22 protein-coding genes are annotated in these 24478 nt (G+C 68.4%); 13 read left to right on the top strand and 9 right to left on the bottom strand.

Translation table 11 applies throughout. The annotated features are described in order from the left end of the window. Positions 1–27 precede the first annotated feature (27 nt). From FOF45_RS11170 to FOF45_RS11160, 3 genes are all read left to right on the top strand, one after another. Positions 28–837, top strand: a complete 810-nt coding sequence (locus FOF45_RS11170) for a DUF4198 domain-containing protein (protein WP_158984866.1) — start codon at positions 28–30, stop codon at positions 835–837. 68 nt (positions 838–905) lie between these two features. Next, positions 906–1814, top strand: a complete 909-nt coding sequence (locus FOF45_RS11165) for an FAD:protein FMN transferase (protein ID WP_158987447.1) — start codon at positions 906–908, stop codon at positions 1812–1814. Then, positions 1814–3451 (top strand): flavodoxin domain-containing protein, encoded by a 1638-nt coding sequence (locus tag FOF45_RS11160; protein WP_158984864.1) that lies wholly within the window; start codon positions 1814–1816, stop codon positions 3449–3451. The genes FOF45_RS11165 and FOF45_RS11160 overlap by 1 nt, the downstream gene beginning before the upstream one ends. Before the next feature lie 44 nt (positions 3452–3495). Here FOF45_RS11160 and FOF45_RS11155 read toward each other — a convergent pair whose 3' ends face one another. Together FOF45_RS11155 and FOF45_RS11150 are read right to left on the bottom strand one after the other, a co-directional pair. Next, positions 3496–4119, bottom strand: a complete 624-nt coding sequence (locus FOF45_RS11155) for a HutD/Ves family protein (RefSeq protein WP_158984862.1) — start codon at positions 4117–4119, stop codon at positions 3496–3498. A gap of 106 nt (positions 4120–4225) precedes the next feature. After that, a complete protein-coding gene (locus tag FOF45_RS11150; protein WP_158984860.1) occupies positions 4226–4579 on the bottom strand; it encodes a ComEA family DNA-binding protein in 354 nt (117 codons plus the stop codon). A 269-nt stretch (positions 4580–4848) separates the two neighbouring features. Between FOF45_RS11150 and FOF45_RS11145 the strand changes: the two genes are divergently transcribed. Continuing rightward, positions 4849–6342: a M20 family metallopeptidase gene (locus FOF45_RS11145; protein WP_158984858.1), complete on the top strand. Its 1494-nt coding sequence runs from the start codon at positions 4849–4851 to the stop codon at positions 6340–6342. Between the two features lie 157 nt (positions 6343–6499). Beyond that, positions 6500–6745: a GlsB/YeaQ/YmgE family stress response membrane protein gene (locus FOF45_RS11140; protein ID WP_158984856.1), complete on the top strand. Its 246-nt coding sequence runs from the start codon at positions 6500–6502 to the stop codon at positions 6743–6745. A 72-nt stretch (positions 6746–6817) separates the two neighbouring features. Here FOF45_RS11140 and cysN read toward each other — a convergent pair whose 3' ends face one another. Together cysN and cysD are read right to left on the bottom strand one after the other, a co-directional pair. Beyond that, positions 6818–8701, bottom strand: a complete 1884-nt coding sequence (gene cysN, locus FOF45_RS11135) for a sulfate adenylyltransferase subunit CysN (RefSeq protein WP_158984855.1) — start codon at positions 8699–8701, stop codon at positions 6818–6820. Then, positions 8701–9612 (bottom strand): sulfate adenylyltransferase subunit CysD, encoded by a 912-nt coding sequence (gene cysD, locus FOF45_RS11130; RefSeq protein ID WP_233264130.1) that lies wholly within the window; start codon positions 9610–9612, stop codon positions 8701–8703. The genes cysN and cysD overlap by 1 nt, the downstream gene beginning before the upstream one ends. 204 nt (positions 9613–9816) lie before the next feature. On the opposite strand from cysD, the gene FOF45_RS11125 reads away from it, so the two are divergent. Genes FOF45_RS11125 through FOF45_RS11115 form a run of 3 tightly spaced genes read left to right on the top strand, consistent with a single transcriptional unit; the run spans position 9817 to position 14140 of the window. Further along, positions 9817–11676: an assimilatory sulfite reductase (NADPH) flavoprotein subunit gene (locus tag FOF45_RS11125; RefSeq protein WP_158984851.1), complete on the top strand. Its 1860-nt coding sequence runs from the start codon at positions 9817–9819 to the stop codon at positions 11674–11676. Beyond that, entirely contained in the window at positions 11676–13403 is a 1728-nt protein-coding gene (cysI, locus tag FOF45_RS11120; RefSeq protein ID WP_158984849.1) for an assimilatory sulfite reductase (NADPH) hemoprotein subunit, read from the top strand. The genes FOF45_RS11125 and cysI overlap by 1 nt, the downstream gene beginning before the upstream one ends. Beyond that, the gene (locus tag FOF45_RS11115) at positions 13400–14140 is read left to right on the top strand and encodes a phosphoadenylyl-sulfate reductase (protein ID WP_158984847.1); all 741 of its coding nucleotides are present in this window, start codon (positions 13400–13402) and stop codon (positions 14138–14140) included. The genes cysI and FOF45_RS11115 overlap by 4 nt, the downstream gene beginning before the upstream one ends. A gap of 162 nt (positions 14141–14302) precedes the next feature. Here FOF45_RS11115 and FOF45_RS11110 read toward each other — a convergent pair whose 3' ends face one another. Beyond that, positions 14303–14683, bottom strand: coding sequence for a tautomerase family protein (locus FOF45_RS11110; RefSeq protein WP_158984845.1), 381 nt, complete (start codon positions 14681–14683; stop codon positions 14303–14305). A 43-nt stretch (positions 14684–14726) separates the two neighbouring features. Beyond that, positions 14727–15710, bottom strand: a complete 984-nt coding sequence (locus FOF45_RS11105; RefSeq protein WP_158984843.1) for a LysR family transcriptional regulator — start codon at positions 15708–15710, stop codon at positions 14727–14729. Positions 15711–15971: 261 nt separating this feature from the next. Between FOF45_RS11105 and cysG the strand changes: the two genes are divergently transcribed. The 4 genes from cysG (at position 15972) to murU (ending at position 20277) form a co-directional block, all read left to right on the top strand. After that, the gene (gene cysG / locus FOF45_RS11100; RefSeq protein WP_158984841.1) at positions 15972–17399 is read left to right on the top strand and encodes a siroheme synthase CysG; all 1428 of its coding nucleotides are present in this window, start codon (positions 15972–15974) and stop codon (positions 17397–17399) included. A gap of 37 nt (positions 17400–17436) precedes the next feature. Continuing rightward, positions 17437–18414 (top strand): cysteine synthase A, encoded by a 978-nt coding sequence (cysK, locus tag FOF45_RS11095; protein ID WP_158984839.1) that lies wholly within the window; start codon positions 17437–17439, stop codon positions 18412–18414. A 95-nt stretch (positions 18415–18509) separates the two neighbouring features. After that, positions 18510–19553, top strand: coding sequence for an aminoglycoside phosphotransferase family protein (locus FOF45_RS11090; RefSeq protein ID WP_158984837.1), 1044 nt, complete (start codon positions 18510–18512; stop codon positions 19551–19553). A gap of 25 nt (positions 19554–19578) precedes the next feature. Then, positions 19579–20277, top strand: coding sequence for an N-acetylmuramate alpha-1-phosphate uridylyltransferase MurU (gene murU, locus FOF45_RS11085; protein WP_158984835.1), 699 nt, complete (start codon positions 19579–19581; stop codon positions 20275–20277). A gap of 40 nt (positions 20278–20317) precedes the next feature. Here murU and hda read toward each other — a convergent pair whose 3' ends face one another. From hda to FOF45_RS11070, 3 genes are read right to left on the bottom strand one after another with little or no spacing between them, the layout of a single operon-like run. Beyond that, the gene (gene hda / locus FOF45_RS11080) at positions 20318–21013 is read right to left on the bottom strand and encodes a DnaA regulatory inactivator Hda (protein ID WP_158984833.1); all 696 of its coding nucleotides are present in this window, start codon (positions 21011–21013) and stop codon (positions 20318–20320) included. Positions 21014–21021: 8 nt separating this feature from the next. After that, positions 21022–22173, bottom strand: a complete 1152-nt coding sequence (locus FOF45_RS11075; RefSeq protein WP_158984831.1) for an AI-2E family transporter — start codon at positions 22171–22173, stop codon at positions 21022–21024. 11 nt (positions 22174–22184) lie between these two features. Continuing rightward, on the bottom strand, positions 22185–23312 hold the full coding sequence (locus FOF45_RS11070) for a DUF2066 domain-containing protein (protein WP_158984830.1): 1128 nt from the start codon (positions 23310–23312) through the stop codon (positions 22185–22187). Positions 23313–23428: 116 nt separating this feature from the next. Here FOF45_RS11070 and purM point away from each other — a divergent pair, with 116 nt between their 5' ends. Then, the gene (gene purM / locus FOF45_RS11065; RefSeq protein WP_158984828.1) at positions 23429–24478 is read left to right on the top strand and encodes a phosphoribosylformylglycinamidine cyclo-ligase; all 1050 of its coding nucleotides are present in this window, start codon (positions 23429–23431) and stop codon (positions 24476–24478) included.

Raw genomic sequence — 24478 nt, 5'->3', positions numbered from 1 at the left:
CATCGACTTCCTCCACGGAGCATCGCCATGAAGCGTTCCCTCATCACCGCGGCCCTCGTCGCCGCGCTGTCCCTGCCCTTCGCCGCACAGGCGCACAAGGCCTGGCTGCAGCCTTCGCAGACGGTGCTCGCTGGCAACAACCCGTGGGTGACGGTCGATGCGGCGGTCTCCAACGACCTGTTCTATTTCAACCACGTGCCGCTGCGCACGGACAACCTGACCATCACCGCGCCCGACGGCAGCACGGTCGCGCCGCAGAACAGCGCGACCGGCAAATACCGTTCGGTGTTCGACGTCGAACTCAAGCAGACCGGCACCTACCGCATCGGCGTGGTCAACAACTACGTGATCGGCCAATGGGAAGAGAACGGCCAGCCCAAGCGCTGGCGCGGCACGGTGGCCGAGTTCGCGACCGGCGTGCCGAAGGATGCGAAGAAGCTGCAGGTCTCGCAGTCGGTCAGCCGCGTGGAAACCTTCGTCACCAATGGTTCGCCCAGCGAAACCGCGCTCAAGCCCAGCGGCGAAGGCCTGGAGCTGGTGCCGGTGACGCATCCCAACGACCTGTTCGCGGGCGAGGCGGCGACGTTCCGCCTGCAGATCGACGGCAAGCCGGCCGCGGGTCTCGACGTCGAGATCGTGCGCGGCAACACGCGCTACCGCAACGCGCAGGACGAGTTGAAGGTCAAGACCGACGCCAAGGGCGAGTTCTCGGTGACGTGGCCGGAAGCCGGCATGTACTGGCTCGAAGCGACGAGCGAAGACAAGAAGACCAGCGTGCCGCAGGCCAAGCAGCGTCGCCTCGGCTACGTCGCCACGCTGGAAGTGCTGCCGCAGTAAGCACGGTGGTTTCGAACGTTTCCAACGTGGACGCTCCGCGCGCCGTCGACATCCTCGGCGGCGCGAGCATGGGCACGAGCTGGTCGGTGAAGCTGGTCGCGCCGGCGCATGCCGATCTGCACCGCGTGCATGCCGGCATCCAGGCCACGCTCGACCGTGTCGTCGCACAGATGAGCAATTGGGAAGCGGATTCCGACCTCAGCCGCTACAACGCATCGCCCGCGGGTTCCTGGCACGTGTTGCCGGAGGAGTTCTGGACGGTGCTGTCGTGTGCGCTGAAGGTCGCGCACGCCAGCGGTGGCGCTTACGACCCGACGATCGGCCCGCTGGTGGATGCCTGGGGCTTCGGCCCCGCCGGTCGCCAGGCCGGTGCGTTCTCGCCGGATGCGGTGCGTGCACAGGTGGGCTGGCAGCGCGTCGTGCTCGATGCGGACACGCGACGCGCGCTCCAGCCCGGCGGAACGCGCCTGGACCTGTGCGCGATCGCGAAGGGTCATGCGGTGGATGCGGTCGCCGCGCAGTTGCGCGCGGATGGCATCGACTGCGCACTGGTCGAAGTCGGCGGCGAGCTCGCTGGATATGGACGCAAACCCGACGGCTCGCCGTGGCGGGTGATCGTCGAAGGCTGGTCGGGCGATGAGGACGACGCGAGCGAACCGCGTGTGCTGGCGCTCGACGCGCTTGCCGTCGCGACGTCCGGCGACCGTTGGCATCGCCGTTCGCATGAAGGGCGCGAAGTGAGCCACACGCTGGATCCGCGCACGGGCCGAGCGGTCGCGGATGCGCCGACTGCCGTGACCGTCGCCGCGCCAGACGCGATGCACGCCGACGCCTGGGCCACGGCGTTGACGGTGCTGGGCATGCGCGAGGGCTACGAACTGGCGGAGGCGCTCGGACTGGCGGCGCGCTTCGTCGATGCGCGCGACGGCGACGTGGTGGAACGCATGACGCCTGCGTTCGAAGCGTTGCTCGCCTGATGAAGCAGGATCGTTCCCTGAAGGTTTGGTTCGGCAACGCGCTGATGTTGGGCGCGCTGTTCGCTGCGGGCATCGCATTCGCGCGTTGGCAGAGCGAGCCGTGGTGGACCGCCTCGCCGCGTGCGGGCAGCTGGGTGCTGGCGATCGTCGTCGCGCTGGCCTTCGTCGGCCTGTGCGTGAGCACGTGGTTCGACGCACGCACTTCGCGCGCCGCCACGGAGAACAACGGCGACGACGCAGGCGAAGACGGTGGGGTGCTGCTGGCCTGGGCCAGCCAGACCGGATTCGCGCGGCAGGTCGCCGAGCACACCGCCGAGGCCCTGCGCGGCGCGGGCGTGCCGGTGCGTTCGTTGCCGCTGCAACGTGTGGATGCCGACGTACTGCGCGCGCATCGGCGTGCACTGTTCATCGCCAGCACCACAGGCGAAGGCGATCCGCCGGACCATGCGCTGGGCTTCACCCGTCACATGCTGGGCGAGACGACGACACTGGACGGCCTGCAATACGCAGTACTCGCACTGGGCGATCGCGCCTACGACCACTTCTGCGGCTTCGGTCGACGTCTCGACCAGTGGCTGCACCACAGCGGTGCGCAGCCGCTGTTCGATCGGATCGACGTCGATGCGGGCGATGCCGGTGCGCTGCGTCACTGGCAGCATCGGCTGGGCCAGATCGCCGGACACGTCGCGCTCGCCGACTGGAGTGCGCCGGCCTATCGCACATGGCGCCTGGATGAACGCCGCTGGCTCAATCGCGGCAGCGTCGGTGGACCTGCTTATCACGTCGCGCTAGTGCCGGTGGATGCACGCGACATGCAGTGGCAAGCCGGCGACATCGCCGAGATTGGTCCACGCCACGCGCCCGCGCACGTCGCCGCATGGCTGGCTGAAGCCGGCTTCGACGGCACGCAGCGCATCGAGGCGAACAACGAGAGCATGGAGCTCGCGCAGTGGCTGCAGCGCTCGCGACTGCCCGACATCGCGCAGGTGCGCGGACACGGCGTGCAGGCGCTGGTCGAATCGCTGCAGCCGTTGCCGCATCGTGAATACTCCATCGCCTCGCTCGCATCCGACGGACGCCTGGAACTGCTGGTACGGCAGATGCGCCACCCGGACGGACGGCTTGGCAGCGGCAGCGGCTGGCTGACCGAACATGCGCCGATGGGCGGATCCATCGACGTGCGTATCCGCCGCAACACCGCCTTCCATCCGCCACAGGACGACCGTCCAGTGGTGCTGATCGGCAACGGCACGGGACTGGCCGGACTGCGTGCACTGCTGAAAGCACGGATCGTCGCGGGCCATCGCCGCAACTGGCTGCTGTTCGGCGAACGCGAGCGCGACCACGATTTCCACCATCGCGACGAGATCGAAGCCTGGCTGCGCGAGGGTGCGATCGAGCGCGTGGACCTCGCGTTCTCGCGCGAGGATCCCTCGCGACGCGTGTACGTGCAGGATCGCCTGCGCGAAGAATTGCCGCGCCTGCGCGAGTGGATCACGAACGGCGCGGCCATCTACGTCTGCGGCAGTCTCGAAGGCATGGCGCCCGGCGTCGATGCCGTGCTGCGCGAAGCGGTGGGACTGGAAGCGCTGGAGACGATGGCCGCCGACGGTCGCTATCGTCGCGACGTGTACTGACGGCCGACGCGACGCACGCGCGACAACATCGTCACGCCACAGGACTAGCCGGTCGCCGTCACCGGCTCGATGCGGATCAGCAGCGCCTCGCCACCGCCGTCGATGACGTGGCGCAGGCGCTCGTCGCCCGCTGCAAAGATCGCCGAGTCGCTCGCCGACATCGCCGGAAGGCCGGACTCGTCCGCAAACTGCGCCTGGCCCGCGATCAGGTACACCACCCATGTCGTACCCGGATCGGCGAACAGCACCATCGGACCGACCAGCGGGCGGTGCCACAAGGTCGCGCTGACGCGATCGCGACGCCACATCAGGTTGAAGTCGTGCGTGGGGCCATCGAGCAGTTCGCCTACCACCTTGCGCTCGCCGGCGAAGCGGAGACGCTCGTGCGGCGGATGCAGCTCGTGCGCCTCGCCGTCGTCGAAGCGCAGACGCACGCCGTTGCCGGACAGCAGGACCAGTTCGCGGTCTATCCCCGGGAATGCCGAAAACTCCGAATCACGCTCGATTTCCGCGATCGACAACCGCCAATCCCACGGCGAATCGGGCGCCGGGCCGGGCAGATGGCTGGCGTGGATCTCGCGCGTCCAGCCGAGCTGGTTGCGCCAGCGCTCCCGGCGGTATTCGTTGGCAGGGATCACCCAGGACCGGCTGACACGTTCGATGGCCATTGAGGTATTCGCAGCTCGTCTGCGCCACAGTCTAGCCGTCGTCCGTGTCCTCACGAGGCGACCGGCGCCGCGGTTCGGTGCCCGAACCGACGGCGCGGCCCGAGGGTCAGCGGCGCACGGGCGGCGGAGCCTTCTGTGCGGAGGCGGGTTTCGCACCGGTGGCTGGAGCGGCGCGCGGCGGCGGCGTGCCGCCGCTCACGACGATGCGGTCGAGGTTCTTCTCCACGGTCTTCAGGCCGATGCCCTGGACTTGGGCGAGCTGGTCCGGCGAGCGGAACGGGCCGTTGGCCTTGCGATAGGCGACGATGGCCTCGGCCTTGCTGGGCCCGACGTTGACCAGCACGCGGTCGATGGTGGCGGCGTCGGCGGTGTTGATGTTGACCTTCTCCGCCGCGATGGCGTGGCTGGCCATCAGCAGGGACAGCAGCAGGGACTGGGCGATCTGGTACGCGGGTTTCATGCGGGCTCCTCGTTCGGAAGGCGTGGTGTCTTGTTCGCGGCCGCCGCCGTGGCGGTGCCGTGACGACACTGTCGGTTGCGCACGGCGCCCGGCCCATCGTCCTTCACGCCATCGCAATGGCGGCCTGCGACTCGTCCCGGCGTCGGTGAAATCCGAATGAAGGCGCTCCGTACGCGCCGGAATGGCACGCTCCATGCCCGATCCCGCACGGGATCGCGCATCGCGTAGGCGTAAACTTGGCATCCCCACGCATTCGAGGCTCCTTCGTCATGGACACCAGCAAGGTCGACCGCTACGTCGGCGACAAATGGGACGACGAGATCATTCCCCAGCTCGTCGAGTACATCCGCATTCCCAACAAGTCCCCGATGTTCGACGCCGACTGGGTCAAGCACGGTTACATGGACGATGCGGTCAAGCTGATGGAGCGCTGGGCGAAGGCGCAGCCGATCCCGGGCATGCAGGTCGAGGTGGTGCGCCTGGAAGGCCGCACGCCGCTGATCTTCATCGACATCCCCGCCGCCAACGGTGGCAGCAACGACGACTGCGTGCTGTTGTACGGACATCTGGACAAGCAGCCGGAGATGACCGGCTGGGATCCGGAGTTCGGTCCGTGGAATCCGGTGATCAAGGGCGACCGCCTGTACGGTCGCGGCGGTGCGGACGACGGCTACGCGATCTTCGGTTCGCTCACCGCCGTGCTCGCGCTGCAGGAACAGAACCTGCCGCATTCGCGCTGCGTGATCCTGATCGAAGCCTGCGAGGAATCGGGCAGCTACGACCTGCCGGCGTACGTCGACCATCTGTCCGAGCGCATCGGCAAGCCGTCGCTGGTGGTGTGCCTGGATTCGGGCTGCGGCAACTACGACCAGCTGTGGTGCACGACGTCGCTGCGCGGCCTCGCCGGCGGCAACTTCACGGTGAAGGTGCTGCAGGAAGGCGTGCACTCGGGCGATGCATCCGGCATCGTGCCGTCGAGCTTCCGCCTGCTGCGCCAGTTGCTGTCGCGACTGGAAGACGAAGCGACCGGCAAGATCCGCATCGACGGCCTGTTCGTCGACGTTCCGCCCGAGCGACTGGAGCAGGCGCGTCGCGCGGCGTCGGTGCTCAACACCGCGATCTTCGACAAGTTCCCGTTCCTGCCCGGCATGACGCCGATGGCCGACGACCTCACCGAGCTCGTGCTCAACCGCACGTGGCGCCCGGCGCTGTCGGTGACCGGTATCGACGGTATGCCGCCGCTGGCATCGGCCGGCAACGTGCTGCGCCCGCACACGGCGGTGAAGCTGTCGCTGCGCCTGCCGCCGACGCTGGACGGCAAGAAGGCCGGCGAGCTGCTCAAGGACGTGCTGACGCGCGATCCGCCCAACGGCGCGAAGGTCACGCTCGAGCTGGAGAAGTCCTCCAGCGGCTGGAATGCACCGGCACAGTCGCCGTGGCTGACGAAGGCGATCGATGCGTCGAGCCGCGAATTCTTCGGCCAGCCGGCGATGTACATGGGCGAAGGCGGCTCGATCCCGTTCATGGGCATGCTCGGCGAGAAGTTCCCGGGCGCGCAGTTCATGATCACCGGCGTGCTCGGCCCGCACAGCAATGCGCACGGTCCGAACGAGTTCCTGCACATCCCGATGGGCAAGCGCGTGACCGCGTGCGTGTCGCGCGTGATCGCCGAGCACCACCACGCCAGCCAGCGCGGCGAGACCACCGGCGCAGCGGTGGCGCCCGATAGCGGCGATCGCCACGGCGGGCACGGCTGCTGTTGATCATCAGGCACAGCGAAGGATGAAGGCCCCGCTCCGGCGGGGCTTTCCTTTTCGGTGCCCGCCGGCCGCCGCGGCCGTCCATCCGTCGGACGGCCGTCATCGCCCGGCCTGCGCGCTGTTACGATCCCCCTCGCATCACCCACCACAGGAGAACGCTATGGGCAGTCTGCTCTGGACGATCATCATCGGTGCGGTAATTGGTGTACTGGCGCGGTTCTTCAAGCCCGGCGCGGATCCGATGGGCTGGATCGTCACCATCCTGCTCGGCATCGCAGGTGCCTGGATCGGCAGCCTGCTCTACGGCGGCGGTGGAGCCTTGGGCTTCATCGTGTCGATCCTCTGCGCCATTGCGTTGCTGTTCCTGTACGAGTTGATTCGCAGGAAGACGCCGAAGGCGGGCTGATCGGCGACTCGCCGACAAACGAAAAACCCCGGCGCATGCCGGGGTTTTTCATGTCTGCGATACGGCCGGGCGTCAGCCCGTCACGTAATCGATCACCCTCTGCGCCAGTCGCTCGGCCGATTCGCTCACGGTATCGAGGCGAAGCTCCGCCGCTTCCGGCACTTCGTACGGCGAATCGATGCCGGTGAAGTTGCGCAGCTGGCCCGCGCGCGCCTTCGCGTACAGACCCTTCACGTCGCGCTGTTCGGCGACGGCGAGCGGCGTGTCGATGTGCACCTCGACGAACTCGCCCGGTGCGAACAGCTCGCGCGCCATGCGCCGTTCGGCGCGGAACGGCGAAATGAAGCTCACCAGCACGATCAGTCCGGCATCGCTCATCAGCTTCGCGACTTCGGCGACGCGACGGATGTTCTCGACGCGGTCCTCGGCCGTGAAGCCCAGGTCCTTGTTGAGTCCGTGGCGCACGTTGTCGCCGTCGAGGATGAAGGTGTGGTACCCCATCGCGTGCAGGCGCTTGTCGACGAGATTGGCGATGGTGGACTTGCCCGAACCGGACAGGCCGGTGAACCAGAGCACGCGCGGCACCTGGCCCTTGATCCGCGCACGCGCTGCCTTGTCCACATCCAGATGCTGCCAATGGATGTTGCCGGCGCGGCGCAGCGCGAACGCGAGCGTGCCGGCGGCGACGGTGGCGCTGGTCTGCCGGTCGATCAGGATGAAACCGCCCATCGCGCGGTTGTCGGCGTAGGCCTCGAACGGCACGCCCTGGTCGAGGTAGAGATTGCAGAAACCGACCTCGTTGAGTTCCAGGTGCTTGGCCGCAAGCGGCTCCTGCGTGTTCACGTCGGTCTTGTGCTTGATCTCGGTGACGCTGGCGCTGACCGTGCGCGCGCCGATCTTCAGCCAATACGGACGTCCCGGCAGCAGCGGCTGTTCGCCCATCCACAGCACATGCGCGGCGAACTGGTCGGCGACCTGCGGCGGATCGTGCGCGTCGGCGATGACATCGCCACGACTGATGTCGAGTTCATCGCGCAGGGTCAGCGTGATCGCCTGCCCTTCGCGCGCGACGTCGAGGTCGCCGTCGGCGGTGACGATGCGCGCGACGCTCGAGCGTCGGCCCGACGGAAGCGCGACGACTTCGTCTCCGGGGCGGATGCTGCCGGCCGCGACCGTGCCGGCGAAGCCGCGGAAATCCTGGTTCGGGCGGTTCACCCACTGCACCGGCAGACGGAAACCGAGCTCGCGTTCAGTGCGCACGGGCTCGATCGTCTCCAGGTAATCGAGCACGCTCGGGCCGTCGTACCACGGCGTGTTGGCCGAACGCTCGCGCAGGTTGTCGCCACGCAGCGCCGACAGCGGAATCGCCTGGACGTGCTCGATGCCCAGTTGCGCGGCGAGTTCGCGATAGCCCGCGACGATTTCGTCGAACACCGCGAAGTCGTAACCCACCAGGTCCATCTTGTTCACCGCCAGCAGCACGTGGCGGATGCCGAGCAGCGAGACGATGTAGCTGTGCCGGCGCGTTTGCGCGAGCAGTCCCTTGCGCGCATCGACCAGCACCACCGCGACGTCGGCGGTCGACGCACCGGTGGCCATGTTGCGCGTGTACTGCTCGTGGCCCGGGCAGTCGGCGACGATGAACTTGCGCTTGTCGGTGTTGAAGAACCGGTAGGCGACATCGATGGTGATGCCCTGCTCGCGCTCGGCCGAAAGGCCGTCGAGCAGCAACGCGTAGTCGATCTCGTCGCCCTGCGTGCCGTGGCGGCGGCTGTCGGATTCCAGTGCGGCGAGCTGGTCGGCGAACAGTGCGCGGCTCTCGAACAGCAACCGTCCGATCAGCGTGCTCTTGCCGTCGTCGACGCTGCCGCAGGTGATGAAACGCAGCAGGTCGCGGGATTCGTGCCGGGCCAGGTAGGAGGCGACGGCAGCATCGGCGTCGTGTGCGCGCGTCATCAGAAATACCCCTCCTGCTTCTTCTTCTCCATCGACGCGGACGGATCATGGTCGATCACGCGCCCCTGCCTCTCCGATGTCGTGGCGACGAGCATCTCGGCGATGACCTTCTCCAGCGTGTCGGCGTCGGATTCGATCGCGCCGGTCAGCGGATAGCAGCCGAGCGTACGGAAGCGCACGCGCCTGTTCGTTGGCGTCTCACCATCGCGCAGCGGCAGGCGTTCGTCGTCGACCAGGATCAGCGCGCCATCGCGTTCCACCACCGGGCGTTCGGCGGCGAAGTACAGCGACGGCACCGGGATCCTCTCGCGGTAGATGTACAGCCACACGTCCAGTTCGGTCCAGTTGGACAGCGGGAACACGCGCACCGATTCGCCCTTGTGGATGCGGGTGTTGTAGAGGTTCCACAGTTCCGGCCGCTGGCTCTTCGGATCCCAGCGGTGCTGCGCATTGCGGAACGAGAAGATGCGTTCCTTCGCGCGCGATTTCTCTTCGTCGCGGCGCGCCCCGCCGATCGCGGCATCGAAGCCGTGATGGTCCAGGGCCTGCTTGAGCGCCTGAGTCTTCATCACGTCGGTGTGGACCGTGGCGCCGTGGCTGATCGGGCCAACGCCCTGGGCCACGCCGTCGGCATTGGTATGGACGCGCAGTTCGACGCCGGTTTCGGTGGCGCGGCGGTCGCGGAAGGCGATCATCTCGCGGAACTTCCAGCCAGTATCGACGTGCAGCAGCGGGATCGGCGGACGCGCCGGGTGGAAGGCCTTGAGCAGCAGGTGCAGCAGCACCGAGCTGTCCTTGCCGATCGAATACAGCATCACGGGGTTGCGGAACTCCGCCGCCACCTCGCGCAGGATGTGGATGCTCTCGGCTTCGAGACGATCGAGGTGGCTCAGGTCTACAGGCAGGCTCATCGGGCTTTGATCTTGCGAAACCGCGGTTGAATGCGGCCCGGACCGTCCGGGCGCGGCGCTCGCGGCTATCTGACCACATTGTAGGAACGGCGGTATGTCGGGCTGGAAATAAGCCGCCGGCATGAGCGCATAACCCCTGTTCCTTTCATATGGCGACGGTGGGGGCCTAGCCTGCTGGTGTCCCCGCCGCCCAGACCACCGCCGATGTCGGCACCCCTCCCCAATGTTCCGGCCGCCCTTGCAACGCCCCTGACCGAAGACCGGTTGGGGGCGCTCGCGCGTGTCACCGACGGCCTGGATGCGCATGCATTGTGGTGGCTGTCGGGCTACGCCGCCGGGTTGGCCAGCCGTGCCGGCAACGCCGCGCAAACGGTTCCAGCGCCCGCGGCCGAAGCCCAGGCGGCGGGACGCCTGACCGTCGTGTACGGCAGCCAGACCGGCAACGCCAAGCGCCTGGCCGAACAGCTCGCCCGCCAGGGCGAAGCCGCCGGCCTCGCCGTCCGTTTGGTGCGCGCCGACGCGTATCCGGTGCGCGAACTCAAGGACGAACGCGCCCTGTATGTCGTCATCAGCACGCAGGGCGACGGCGACCCGCCCGACGACGCGCGTGCACTGGTCGACTTCCTCGCTGGCAAGCGCGCGCCGGAACTGAAGCAGCTGCGCTACGCCGTGCTCGGCCTCGGCGATTCCAGCTATCCGCAGTTCTGCGCGATCGGGCAGAAGCTCGATGCGCGCCTCGCTGAACTGGGCGCGACGCGTCTGCTGCCGCGCGCCGATGCCGACCTCGACATCGAGACGATCGCCACGCCGTGGCTCGCGCAGGCGCTGGCCAAGGCGAAGGAAGCGCTCAAGCCATCCGCGCCGCTGGCGACGGTCACGCCGCTGCGCCCGTTGCCGGCCGCGCCCACCCATCACCGCGAGGCGCCGTTCTCCGCCGAGCTGCTGCTCAACCAGCGCATCACCACGCGTGGCAGCAGCAAGGACGTGCGCCACATCGAACTGTCGCTGGAAGGCTCCGGTCTGCATTACGAACCCGGCGACGCGCTCGGCCTGTGGCCGACGAATCCACCGGCGCTGGTCGACGCGATCCTGTCCACGCTGGAGCTCGACGGCGACGAATCCATCGAACATGCAGGCCATGCGTTGCCGCTGCGCCAATGGCTCTCCGACAAGCGCGAACTGACCAAGCTCGCCCGACCGTTCGTCGCCAGCCATGCCGCACAGGCACGCAGCGACGACCTCAACCGCCTGCTCGCACCGGACCAGCAGCCTGCGCTCGCGAAGCTGCTCGAACACTCGCAGGTGATCGACCTGCTGCGCCGGCATCCTGCGGCGTGGACGGCGCAGGAGCTGGTCGCGGCGCTGCGTCCGCTGACACCGCGCCTGTACTCGATCGCCTCCAGCCAGAAGCACGTCGGCAACGAAGTCCACCTCACCGTCGCGCACCTCGAGTACGACGACGGCGACGGCCTGCGCTGGGGCGCGGCGTCGAACCATTTCGCACGCGCCGAGGAAGGCGCGCGCCTTCCGGTGTTCATCGAACACAACGAGCGCTTCCGCCTTCCAGCGGATGCCTCGCGCGACATCGTGATGGTCGGTCCGGGCACCGGCGTCGCCCCGTTCCGCGCGTTCGTGCAGGAGCGCGCGACGGTCGGCGCCGGTGGCCGCAACTGGCTGCTGTTCGGAAACCCGCATTTCCGCAGCGACTTCCTCTATCAGGTCGAGTGGCAGCAGGCGCTCAAGGACGGAACGCTGCACCGCCTCGACCTCGCTTTCTCGCGTGATCACGTGAAGAGTCCGCACATGGATGTGCGGGCTTTTGCGAGGGATTCGCGAAAAGTCTATGTGCAGGACCGACTGCGCGAACGCGGACGCGAGCTGTTCGACTGGCTGGAGAACGGCGCGCATTTTTACGTGTGCGGCGACGCGACGCGCATGGCGAAGGACGTGCACGACACGTTGCTGTCCATCGTCGTCGAACACGGCGGCCGGTCAGCCGAAGACGCCAACGACTACCTCAACACCCTGCAGCAGCAGGGACGCTACGCCCGGGACGTGTACTGATGAGCAGCCATTCCGTCGAGGACATCAAGCAGCACAGCGCGCGCCTGCGCGGCACGCTGCTGGAGTCGCTCGCCAATCCGGTGACCGGCGCGCTCAACGAAGACGACCAGACGCTGATCAAGTACCACGGCAGCTACCAGCAGGACGATCGCGACATCCGCGAGGAACGCCGCCTGGCCAAGCTGGAACCGGCGTACGCTTTCATGATCCGCACGCGCACGCCCGGCGGCGTGGTGACGCCGGCGCAGTGGCTCGCGCTCGATGCCATCGCCACGACCTACGCCGAACGCGGTCTGCGCATCACCACGCGCCAGGCATTCCAGTTCCACGGCGTGATCAAGACCGAGTTGAAGTCGACGATGCAGGCGATCAACGCCGCCTTGATCGACACGCTCGCCGCCTGCGGCGACGTCAACCGCAACGTCGCGGTCGCCGCCAATCCGCTGCAGTCCGCCGCACATGCCACCGTGCATGCGCAGGCGGCGGCGTTGTCGGAACACCTGCTGCCGAACACCCGCGCCTACTACGAGATCTGGCTGGACGAAGAGCGCGTCGCCGGCAGCGGCGGCGAGGAAGAGCCGGTCTACGGCGCGACCTACCTGCCGCGCAAGTTCAAGATCGGCTTCGCCATCCCGCCATACAACGACGTCGACGTGTTCGCGCAGGACCTGGGCTTCATCGCCGTCATCGAGGACGGCATCGTGGCCGGCTACAACGTCAGCATCGGTGGCGGCATGGGCGCCACCCACGGCGATCCGGAAACCTATCCGCGCCTTGGCGACGTGATCGGTTTCGTCACGCCGGAGCAGCTCATCGCGGTGGCCGAGGCCGTCGTGACCGCGCAGCGCGACTTCGGCAACCGCGTACTGCGCAAGCGCGCACGACTGAAGTACACCATCGACGACCGTGGCCTCGACTGGTTCAAGGGCGAGGTCGAACGGCGTGCCGGCTTCCTCCTCAAGCCGGCGCGTCCGTTCGATTTCGTCCATAACGGCGACCGTTTCGGATGGATCGATTCGGATGGAAACGAGGACGGCGACGGCCGCGCGCACCTGACCCTGCGCGTCGTCGCCGGGCGCATCTGGGATCGCGACGGTGTGAACCACCTCACCGGCCTGCGCGAGATCGCGCGCGTGCTGGACGATGCCGGCGACGGCGCGCAGTTCCGCCTCACGCCCAACCAGAACCTCGTGATCGCCGGCGTGCCAGCGGCGCTGCGCGCGCGCGTCGATGCGCTGGTCGCCGAGCATGATCTGGACACGCACGTCTCGGCGACGCCGCTGAAGAAGAACGCGCTGGCCTGCGTCGCGCTGCCGACCTGCGGCTTGGCGATGGCGGAGGCGGAGCGCTACCTGCCCGAGTTGACCGACAAAGTGCAATCGCTGCTGGACACGCACGGCCTGCGCGATGCGCCGATCCACCTGCGCATCAGCGGCTGCCCGAACGGTTGCTCGCGCCCGTACCTGGGCGAGATCGCGCTGGTCGGCAAGGCGCCCGGCCGCTACAACCTGATGCTGGGCGCGGACCATCGCGGCCAGCGCCTGAACACGCTGTACCGCGAGAACATCGACGAAGCGCGCATCCTCGAAGCGCTCGATCCGGTGTTTGCCCGCTACTCCGCCGAACGCGTCGATGACGAAGGCTTCGGTGATTTCCTCGTCCGCGTCGGCATCGTCCCGAGCCGCCCGGCGATTCCACTGCAACTGCGCACCGAGAACGCAGCATGAGCACGCCCCCCGATCCCGTCACCGCCGCCGAATCCCCGCGCGCACTCGCCGAGCTCAACCAGTGGCTCGGCGAACGCAGTGCCGAAGAACGCATCGCCTGGGCCCTGGAACACACCGCCGGCGAGCACGCGCTGTCGTCCAGCTTCGGCGCTCAGGCCGCCGTGTCGCTGCACCTGGTGACGCGCCAGTTGCCGGACGTTCCGGTGATCCTGATCGACACGGGCTACCTGTTCCCGGAAACCTACCGCTTCATCGATTCGCTCACCGACCGCCTCGGCCTGAACCTCAAGGTCTATCGCCCGCAGATCGGCATCGCATGGATGGAAGCGCGCCTTGGCAAGCTGTGGGAAGGTGGGCTCGACGGCATCGAGCGCTACAACCGCATGCGCAAGGTCGAACCGATGCAGCGTGCGCTGGACGAACTCGGCGTTCGCACGTGGATCGCCGGCCTGCGTCGCAGTCAGTCGCGCACGCGCGCGCAGATCGATTTCCTGCAACTGCGCGACGGCCGCTGGAAGCTGCACCCGATCGCCGACTGGAGCGACCGCGACGTGTGGCAGTACCTGCAACGCCACGATCTGCCCTACCACCCGCTCTGGCATCAGGGCTACGTGTCCATCGGCGACGTGCACACCACGCGTCCGCTGGAGGCCGGCATGAACGAGGAAGACACGCGTTTTTTCGGCCTGAAGCGTGAGTGCGGGCTGCACTTCGACAGCGAGCCCAACGCGGCGTGAGGGGGGGAGTGGTTGGCGTCCACACCCCTCTCCCTGGCCGCTCCGCGGCCTGTCCCTCTCCCGCAAGGGGGGCCAGGAGCTGGCGAGCGCTGATGGTTCTTCCTTCTCCGCTTGCGGGAGAAGGTGCCCGAAGGGCGGAAGAGGGGGAACGCGCGAAGCGCGTCAGGTATGAATCAACCTTCCACCCGCGAACGACCAGTTCTCCCAGGTCGTTTCCTTGAACACCACCATCACGTGTTCCGGCTCCAGCCCTGCGTGCGCCAGGCGCTCCATCAGGTCGGCGAGGAACTTCTTCTTCACCTTCACGCTGCGTCCGATCGACCACAGGATCTCGATCAGCACGAAGTCGTCGCCGCGCGGTGAAGCGGCGTCGGGATAGCCCGGGTCGTAGCGGAAATCGGCGGCGTCCAGCTCGAACACGCGCTGGAAGCGGTCGGTGTCCGGCACGCCGGAGGCCACGAGCGCGGCGTGCACGGCATCGAGCACGGCTGACTTGCGCTCGACGGCGGTGGGTTTGCGGACGGTCAACGTCACCAGCGGCATGTCGGCTCTCCGGCGTGAAGGAGCACGCGTGCCTCGCGCGCGCTCAGGTCGTGATCGGTTGGCTCAACTCGCGCCAGCCCGGCGCCTTCGGCCACTGCGGTTCCAGGTTGCCTTCCAGCACGCGGCGCAGGTCGCGGCGGTCGAGTTGCGGCGCCACGCCGTGCAGCAGCGCGAGCGCGTACTCGCGCAGCACGCGCGCACGCGGGATCACCGCCCAGGTGATGCACTCCGGCAGCGCGTCCGGTGCCGGCAGTGCCTTCAGGTCTTCGTCGCGCGCGCCGATCGCCATCTCGGCCAGCAGGCCCACGCCGAGGCCGGCGCGCACGTAGGTCTTGATCAGGTCCGCGTCGCGCGCCGTCATCGCCAGCTGCGGCTCCAGGCCGGCTTCGGCGAACGTGCGGCGCAGCGAGGATTCCGGGCGCGTCGAGGACTCGTAGCTCACCAGCGGATGGGCGGCGAGTTCGGCCAGCGTCGGTGCGCGTTGCAGCGAAGCCAGCGGATGCGTGCGCGGCACCAGCACGACGCGACGCCAGCGATACAGCGGCACGGCGACGCCGCCTTCGGGTTCGGCACCGGCGGTGCTGATCACCGCCAGGTCGGCTTCGCCGCGCGCGAGTTGCTCGAGCACTTCGTCGCCGGCCACCGCCTGCAGGTGGATGCTGACCTGCGGGAACTCGCGCTTCACCGCGGCGATCACCGTCGGCAGCACGAAACGCGCCTGCGTGTGCGTGGTCGCGAGCACCAGCTGGCCGCTGTGCTGGCCGCGTTCGTTGGCCGCGTAGGCGCGGATGTTGCCGGCCTCTTCGAGGATGCGGCGCGCGTGCATCAGCACGCGCTCGCCCGCCGGCGCGATGGATTCCAGGCTCCGCCCCTTGCGCGTGAACAGCTGGAAACCGAGCTCGTCCTCCAGCTGCTTGAGCTGTTTGGACAGGCCCGGCTGGGTCGCGTGCACGCGCTCGGCGGCCAGCGTGATGTTGAGGCCGGAGTCGGCGATGGCGACGAGGTAGCGGAGCTGGGTGAGGGTCATGTCGGAGCGGACGGTGGGGATGAGGCGAAGCGGTCGGTGCGGAACGGCGTGATTTCCGGCGTTCGACAGCGCGTCGCTTTCATTTATCGCTCGATACGAATAGAGGGATGGAAGAAAGCTACCCCGCCCGGATCGCCATGTCCAGCGCGGGGTCTTCCGACATTCCGAAAGGGCATGTACCCAGACGGCGGCGTCATTTCCGCACGTCCGGGTGCATGGGTAGCGTCACGGTATCGCCCCTTCCCTGCCCGCATCGACGCCATGAGCAGCCCGCTGTTTCCCGTTTTCGCCGACCTGCGCGGCCGCGCCGTGCTGGTGGTCGGCGGCGGTACCGTGGCGCAGCGCAAGGCGACCGCCCTGCTCGACGCGGGTGCGATCGTCCGGGTCGGCGCGCCGGCGCTGAACGCGGCGCTGACGGCGCTCGTGAGTGAGGGCCGCATCGAGCACCTGCACGGCACGTTCGCGCCGCGCTGGCTCGATGGCGCATGGCTGGCTATCGCCGCGACCGACGACGACGAAGTGAACCGCGCCGTCGCCGAGGCCGGCGAAGCGCAACGCATCTGGGTCAACGTGGTCGACGACGCGCGGGCGTCCAGCGTGCAGATCCCCGCGCGCGTCGACCGCGGTCCGGTGCAGGTGGCGATCTCCAGCAACGGCACCGCGCCGATGCTCGCGCGCCATGTGCGCGAAGAACTCGAAACCCGGCTCGACGCGTCGCTGGGCGACCTGGCCGAACTGCTCGGCCGCGAGCGCACGCGCATTCGTGCGCGACATCCGCAGATCGGCGCGCGTCGGCGCTTCTTCGAACGTCTGCTATCGGGCCCGGTGCCGCGCTTGCTGCGCCAGCGCCAACGCCTGGCTGCCGAACGCGAGTTCAGCGCCGCATTGCACGAAGCCGCCGCGCCCGCGCGCGGCTCGGTCGTGCTGGTTGGCGCGGGCCCGGGCGATCCCGGTCTGCTCACGCTGCGCGCCTTGCGCGTGCTCAACGAAGCCGACGTGATCCTGCACGACCGTCTCGTCAGCGACGATGTGCTGCAACTCGCGCGTCGCGATGCGGAGCGGATCGAAGTCGGCAAGCAGGCCGGCAACCACCACGCGACGCAGGAACAGATCCACGCCCTGATGCTCGAACACGCACTCGCCGGCAAGCGCGTGGTGCGCCTCAAGGGCGGCGACCCGTTCGTGTTCGGCCGCGGCGGCGAGGAACTCGAAGTGCTGCGCGCGCACGGTATCGACTACGAAGTCGTGCCCGGCATCACCGCCGCGCTGGCCTGCGCCGCCTATGCCGGCGTGCCGCTGACCCATCGCGACCATGCGCAGTCGGTGCGCTTCGTCACCGCGCACTTCAAGGATTCGCACACGTCGCTCGACTGGGCCGTGCTGGCACAGGATCGACAGACGCTGGCGGTGTACATGGGCGTGGCGGGACTCGATCACTTCGCCGCACAGCTCATCGCGCATGGTCGCGCCGCATCGACGCCGTTCGCGCTGATCGAGAACGGATCGCGAGCGCAGCAACGCGTCGTCACCGGCACGTTATCCGACCTTGGCGAACGCGCGCGCACCCATGACGTGCAGTCGCCGGCGCTGCTCATCGTCGGCGAAGTCGCCGCGCTCGCGAACACGTTGCACTGGTTCGGCGATCCGCCGCTCGGCACGGCCGATGCGCGCGTCGCCGAAGCGGCTTGACCGCACCTTCCCCCACGATCACGCACGGGAAATCGACATGGCCCTCTACGACAGCATCCTCGACACCATCGGTTCCACGCCGATCGTAAAACTGCACCGCATCGCGCCGAAGCACGTGACGCTGTACGCCAAGGTCGAAGCATTCAATCCCGGCGGATCGGTGAAGGATCGCCTGGCGCTCGCGATCGTGCTCGACGCCGAACGCAAGGGCCTGCTCAAGCCGGGGCAGACGATCGTGGAAGCGACGTCAGGCAACACCGGCATCGCGCTGGCGCTGGTCGCGGCCGCACGCGGTTATCCGTTCGTGGCGGTGATGACCGAGACATTCTCGGTCGAACGCCGCAAACTGATGCGCGCGTACGGCGCAAAGGTGATCCTCACGCCCGCCGCCGAGCGCGGCAGCGGCATGGTGCGCAAGGCTAAGGAACTGGCGGACAAGCACGGCTGGTTCCTCGCGCGCCAGTTCGAGAACGAAGCCAATCCCGCCTATCACCGCAGCACTACCGGCCCGGAAATCCTGCGCGATTTCGCCGGCAAGCGCCTGGACTACTTCGTCAGCGGCTGGGGCACCGGCGGCACGATCACCGGCGCGGGCGAGGTGCTCAAGCTCGCGCGTCCGGACCTGAAGATCATCGCCAGCGAGCCGGCCGGCGCGGCGCTGCTGTCGGGCAAGGAATGGCAGCCGCACAAGATCCAGGGCTGGACGCCCGACTTCCTTCCGGCGGTGCTGAGCCGCACGATCGCGGACGAGATCCTCCCGGTCGACGACGTGCTCGCGCGCGACACCGCGCGGCGCCTCGCCGCGGAGGAAGGCGTGTTCGTCGGCCTCTCCGCCGGCGCCACGGTCGCCGCCGCGCTGAAGGTCGCCGAACAGGCGCCGGAAGGCTCGGTGCTGCTGGCCGTGCTGCCCGACACCGGCGAGCGTTACCTGTCCACGTTCCTGTTCGAGGGCGTTGCGGAAGGCTCCGACGACGAATGGCTGGCCTCGCTGGAACGCGACGCCGTCGCCGCCTGAACCACGGCCCGCCCGGGCCGTGATCGCCGTGCATTCCCCGGGGCGCGGGGGCCCGCTACCCTGTGCTCCTGCGGCCATCGCCGCACGGAGAATGCATGAGCGTTACGGCGGGCCCGAATTCCGTTTCCACCGATCCGAACGCGGCCGAGCGCGAAGCCGCACGCGTGGCCTGGGTGCGCGCCGCCACGGGCGAGAACGACCTGCAGCCGCAACGCGCGTCGGTCGACGCCGGATTCCGCAGTTACTGGCGCGTGCAGACCGCGAACGGCAGCCGCATCGTGATGGACTCTCCGCCGCAGCTCGAGGACGTGCGACCGTGGCTGCGCATGCGCGCCCTGCTCGCCAGCGGCGGCGTGCGCGTGCCGGAGGTGATCGTCGAGGACGCGGCCGCGGGATTCCTGCTGCTGGAGGATCTCGGCGGCCCGACCCTCGCGCAGGTGCTCGACGACGACAATGCCGACGCGCATTTCGACGCGGCGCTCGAACAGCTGCTGCGCCTGCAGGCGATCCAGCCGCCGCTGGGTACCGGTGCGTTCGGCGAAGCGCTGCTGCAACGCGACGCGGGGCTGTTCGAGGAATGGTTCCTGCGCCGCCACCTCGGGCTTGAGCTGGATTGCGACGACACGGACCGCATCGAACTGGTGCAGCGTCGCCTGATGGACAACGCGTTGCAGCAGGCGCAGGTGCTGACCCATCGCGACTTCATGCCACGCAACCTGATGCCGGTGGCGGGCGGGCCTGCAGTGCTCGATTTCCAGGACTGCGTGACCGGTGCCGTCGCGTACGATCCGGTCAGCCTGTTCAAGGACGCGTTCCTCAGCTGGCCGCTGGAGCGCGTGGACGGATGGCTGGCGCGCTACCACGAGCGCGCGCTCGCCGCTCGCATCCCGGTGCCGCCGCTGCACGTGTTCCAGCGCGATGCGGACTGGCTCGGCGTGCAGCGCCACCTGAAGATCCTCGGCATCTTCTCGCGCCTGCACTACCGCGACGGCAAGACCAAATACCTGCCGGATGCACCGCGCTTCATCGCCTACCTCGACGAAGTGCTGCCGCGTTACCGTGAACTCGATGCGCTGCGCGAAGTGCTCGACGCGCGGATCCGTCCGGCTATGGCGCGCATCGCGTCGAGTGCGTCGTGAACCCGTCGATCCTGCGGAGCTCGAATTGAAAGCCCTGATCTTTGCCGCCGGCCTCGGCGAACGCATGCGGCCGCTGACCGACCACACGCCCAAGCCGCTGCTTCCGGTCGCGGGCAAGCCGCTCATCGAATGGCACCTGGATAAGCTCGCCGCGATCGGCGTGCGCGAGGTGGTGATCAACACCAGCTGGCTTGCAGATCAATTCCCGCAGACGTTGGGTGACGGCTCGCGCTGGGGCCTTTCACTGCAGTGGTCGTATGAAGGCACGACTCCGCTGGAAACCGGCGGCGGCATGCTGCATGCGTTGCCGCTGCTCGGCGATGCGCCGTTTCTGCTGGTCAACGGCGACATCTGGACCGACCACGACTTCGCACGCCTGCCGCGTGATCCGCAGGGACTCGCGCACCTGGTGATGGTGGATCGTCCACCGCAGGCGACACAGGGCGACTTCGCGCTCGACGCCGACGGACTCGTGCGCAGCGACGGCGAGCACCGCCTCACTTACGCCGGGCTCGGCGTGTTCCGTCCGCAACTGCTCGACGGCTGGCGCACGCACAACACCGATGCCGGCGCCAACGAAACGCCGCCGCGTTTCCGCCTCGCGCCGATCCTGCGTGCGCACATGGGCAAGGATCTCATCACCGGCGAACACCATCGCGGCCGCTGGACCGACGTGGGTACGCCGGAGCGGTTGGCGAAACTGGATCAGGAACTGACGGGCTGACCGTCGAGCGATTTCCCGCGGACAGCGACGACTCGCCGCCTCAGCCGCTTCCGAGTGTCTGCCGCAGGAACGGCACCGTGATCCTGCGCTGCGCCGCGAGCGAGGCGCGATCGAGTCGATCCAGCAACGCGGTCAGTCCACCCAGGTCGCGTCCGACGCGCTTGAGCAGCCAGTCCAGCGCGGCTTCTTCCAGCACCAGCCCGCGTCGTTGCGCACGCTGGCGCAACACTTCGCGACGACCTTCCTCGTCCAGGGCCGCGAGGGTGATGCGCGTGCACTGGCCGAGTCGCGAACGCAGGTCGGGCAGACCCAGGCCGATCGCGTCGGGAATGTCGCGCGCCGCATACAGCAGCACGACACCCGCCGCGCGCGCGCGGTTGTGCACGTCGAACAGCGCGACTTCGTCCTCGCGTTGACCGGCGATGGTTTCCAGACCGTCGAGCGCGATCACGTCGTTGCCTTCCAGCGCTTCGAGCGCGTCGCGCAGACGACCGGCCGCGGCGACCAGCGGGAGGTAGGCCGCGCGACGACCCGCCGCATCGGTGGCGGCGCAGGTCGCGAGCAGCAGGTGCGTCTTGCCCACGCCGGTGCCGCCGGCCAGGTACACGCTGTCGCGCGCCTCGCCCTGCGCCAGCGCGCGCAGTTGTTCGATCGCGCCCGCGGGCGCATGCACGAACGTATCCAGCCGCTGGTCGGGCGGATAACGCAGGGCCAGCGGGAGCTGCGGAACACTCACGCCGGAACTCACTCGGGCTTGCGCTCTACCGGCGGCGTCACGTCGGTCACGACCGCGGGCTCGTCGGACACGGGCGTCTCGCCGACGTAGAGCTTGCTGTGGCGGTAACGCTCCTGCGCGTAGCGCAGCAGCACGTTCACCACCGCGGCGACCGGCAACGCGAGCAGCATGCCGAGGAAGCCGAACAGCTGTCCGCCGGCGAGGACGGCGAAGATCACCGCGACCGGATGCAGACCGATGCGATCGCCGACCAGCTTCGGCGTCAGCACGTAGCTCTCGATGACCTGGCCGATGCCGAACACCACCAGCACGCCGGCGACGTGCTGCCAGTCGCCGTACTGCACCAGCGCGGCGATCACGCCGAGGATGATGCCGCTGGCCGGGCCGAGGTACGGCACGAAAGTCAGCAGGCCGGCGATCAGGCCGATCAGGATGCCCAGGTCCAGCCCCACCGCCCACAGGCCGAGGCCGTACATCACGCCCAGCACCAGCATCACCAGGAACTGGCCGCGCAGGAACGCGCCGAGCACGTCGCTGGACTCGCGCGCCAGGCGGCTCACGGTCGGCAGGTGGTCGCGCGGGATCAGCGAAGCCACGCGCTCCACGATGAGGTCCCAGTCGCGCAGGAAGAAGAAGGCGATCACCGGCAGCAGCGCGACGTTCGCGACCAGTCCGATCACCGCGAAGCCCGAGCGCGAGACATACCCCAGCAATGAGGTCGCGATGCCACCGGCGCGATCCCAGTTGTCGCGGATCAGCTGCGACATGTGGCCGAAATCCAGCCAGTCGGTGATCTCCACGCCGATGCGCTGCTCGATCCACGGCAGCGCGGTCAGCATGAACCAGTCGCGGTAGTGCGGCCACGATTCGACCAGCGTGGCGATCTGCCGCTCGATCAGCGGAACCAGGATCAGCAGGCCTGCCAGCACGATCAGCGCCATCGCGGTGAACACCAGCGCCACCGCGGTGTTGCGCGAGCGTCCGGCGCGCTGCAGGCGATCGACGAGTGGATCGCCGAGCCACGCCAGGATCAGCGCGAACACGAACGGTGAAAGGATCGGCGCGAGCAGGCTGACGACCCAGAGCACGCCCAGGGCGAGCGCCGTCCACTGCAGGCGACGCAGGAATCGCGCGATGTCGTCCAGTGCCGGTGATTGCATTGGTTTCCTCGTCAACGCAGCCGGTAGACCGGCGGCTGGCCTTCCAGACCTTCGAGTACTTCGACCACGCCGTCGCGTGCCAGCAGGCGATGGAAGCCCGGCGTGCCGCTGACCAGCTCGAGTTCGTATTCCAGACCCAGCGGCGTCGCGCGCAGCGGCGTCAGGCGGCGCACCACCGAGAGCTTCTGCAGGTAGCCGGCAAGGCGGATGAAGTCCTCGCTGCTGTCCACGCCGGTGAAGGTCACGCGATACGCGCCGGCTGCGCCGGACTCGACGCGCTTGGCGTAGCGCTTCATCAGCGCGTCGGCCGCGCCGTCGGCGCCGTTGGCCATGAGCTGGCGGGCGTCGGCGCCGGTCTGGGACCAGCTCGACAGCACCTTGCCGGCGTCGACGAAGGTCCAGTCGGCCTTCCAGCCGGCGGAAGCGTCGCGGTAGAGCTTGCCGATCAGCTGCATCGGTGGGCTGTAGCGGGCCGATGCGCGGGCGACGGCGGCGCTGTCGCCGCGCCAGATCGCACCGACGGCGGCCTGTTCGGCGGCATTGCCGGTCGGCAGGCCGAGCTTGTAGCCGCGTTCGGTCGCACGGTTGAGCGCGGGGCGGGCCGCATTCACCTGCGGCAGGCCGACCAGGCGCGGACCGCTGCCGTCGTCGATGGCGAGCCACAGCACGGGCTTGGGCCGCGGCTGTGGCCAGACCGGGATGCCGAGCGTCGCGGCGAGGTCGTTGACGGCCTGTTCGTCGAAGTTGACGACCAATGTCGTGCGGAAGCTCGGTGCGCCGGTCGGGCCAACGCCCTCGTCCTGGCGGTAGTCGTAGCTCTCGACGTAGGTCTTGGCCTGGCGCAGTTCCTGGCCCACGCCGGGGCGCGAGGCCGCGCCACGGTCGCCGGAGAGCTTGCCCAGCACCTGCGCCAGCGCGCGGGCGAAGGCAGTGTTGCGCTCGGTCTCGCCCTGCCCGTTCACCTGGACTTCGGTGGCGTAGATGCCTTCCGCGCGGGCCCGATCGCCCTCCACGCGCTGCGCCGCGGCGGTGAAGCTCGCCAGCAGCAGGAGTGCCGCGGCGGTCCACGCATGGAGCTGCCTGTGGATCGCCGTGCGACCGGCGGTGCGCGGAGTTGCCGTGCGGATTGCCCGAACCATCGCTGTCCCTGAGGTGCGTAATGAGGAAATGGTGCCGCAGCCGTGCCGGCCCGTCCATTCACGCCCGTCACGACTGTTAAAATCGCCGCTTCACTTTCGCGACCGACGAGGCCGCCGTGTCCCCGACGCCCCCATCTTCCCCCACTCCGATCACCTACCGTGACGCTGGCGTCGACATCGACGCGGGCAACGAGGTCGTCGAACGCATCAAGCCGCTGGTCAAGCGCAGCTTCCGCCCGGAAGTGATGGGAGGCCTGGGTGGATTCGGCGCCCTGTTCGACCTGTCTGGCAAGTACAAGGAGCCGGTGCTGGTCTCCGGCACCGACGGCGTGGGCACCAAGCTCAAGCTGGCGCAGCAGCTGAACCGCCACGACACCATCGGCATCGATCTCGTCGCCATGTGCGTGAACGACGTGCTGGTGCAGGGCGCCGAGCCGCTGTTCTTCCTGGATTATTTCGCAACCGGCAAGCTCGATGTCGACACCACGGTCGCCGTGGTCGGCGGCATCGCCAGGGGCTGCGAGATGTCCGGCTGCGCGCTGATCGGCGGCGAGACCGCCGAAATGCCCGACATGTACCCGCCGGGCGAGTACGACCTCGCCGGCTTCTGCGTCGCCGCGGTGGAAAAGTCTCAGCTGCTCGACGGCGCGAAGGTGCGCGAAGGCGACGTGCTGATCGGCATCGCCTCCAGCGGCCCGCACTCCAACGGCTATTCGCTGGTTCGCAAGATCTACGATCGCGCCGGCCGCCCGGCCGACCTCGACGTCGGCGGCGTGAAGCTGATCGACGCGCTCATGGCGCCGACCGCGCTGTACGTGAAGCCGGTGCTGGAACTGCTCGGCAAGCACGACCTGCACGCGATGGCGCACATCACCGGCGGTGGCCTCACCGAGAACATCATCCGCGTGATCCCCGAGGGCCTGGGCCTGGATATCGAAGCGTCGGCGATCGTGCTGCCGCCGGTGTTCGACTGGCTGCAGCGCGAAGGCGCGGTGCCGAACGACGACATGTGGCGCACCTTCAATTGCGGCGTCGGCTTCGTGCTGGTGGTCGCGCCGTCCGACGTCGCGGCGGTGAACACCGACCTCGATCGCCTCGGCCTGCAGCACCGACCGATCGGACAGGTGGTCAAAGCCGGTTCCGGCGAACGCGTGCGCATCGGCTGA

Source organism: Lysobacter panacisoli (assembly GCF_009765165.1).
Taxonomy (GTDB): domain Bacteria; phylum Pseudomonadota; class Gammaproteobacteria; order Xanthomonadales; family Xanthomonadaceae; genus Lysobacter_J; species Lysobacter_J panacisoli.
This window is presented reverse-complemented; position numbering and strand designations above follow the sequence as displayed.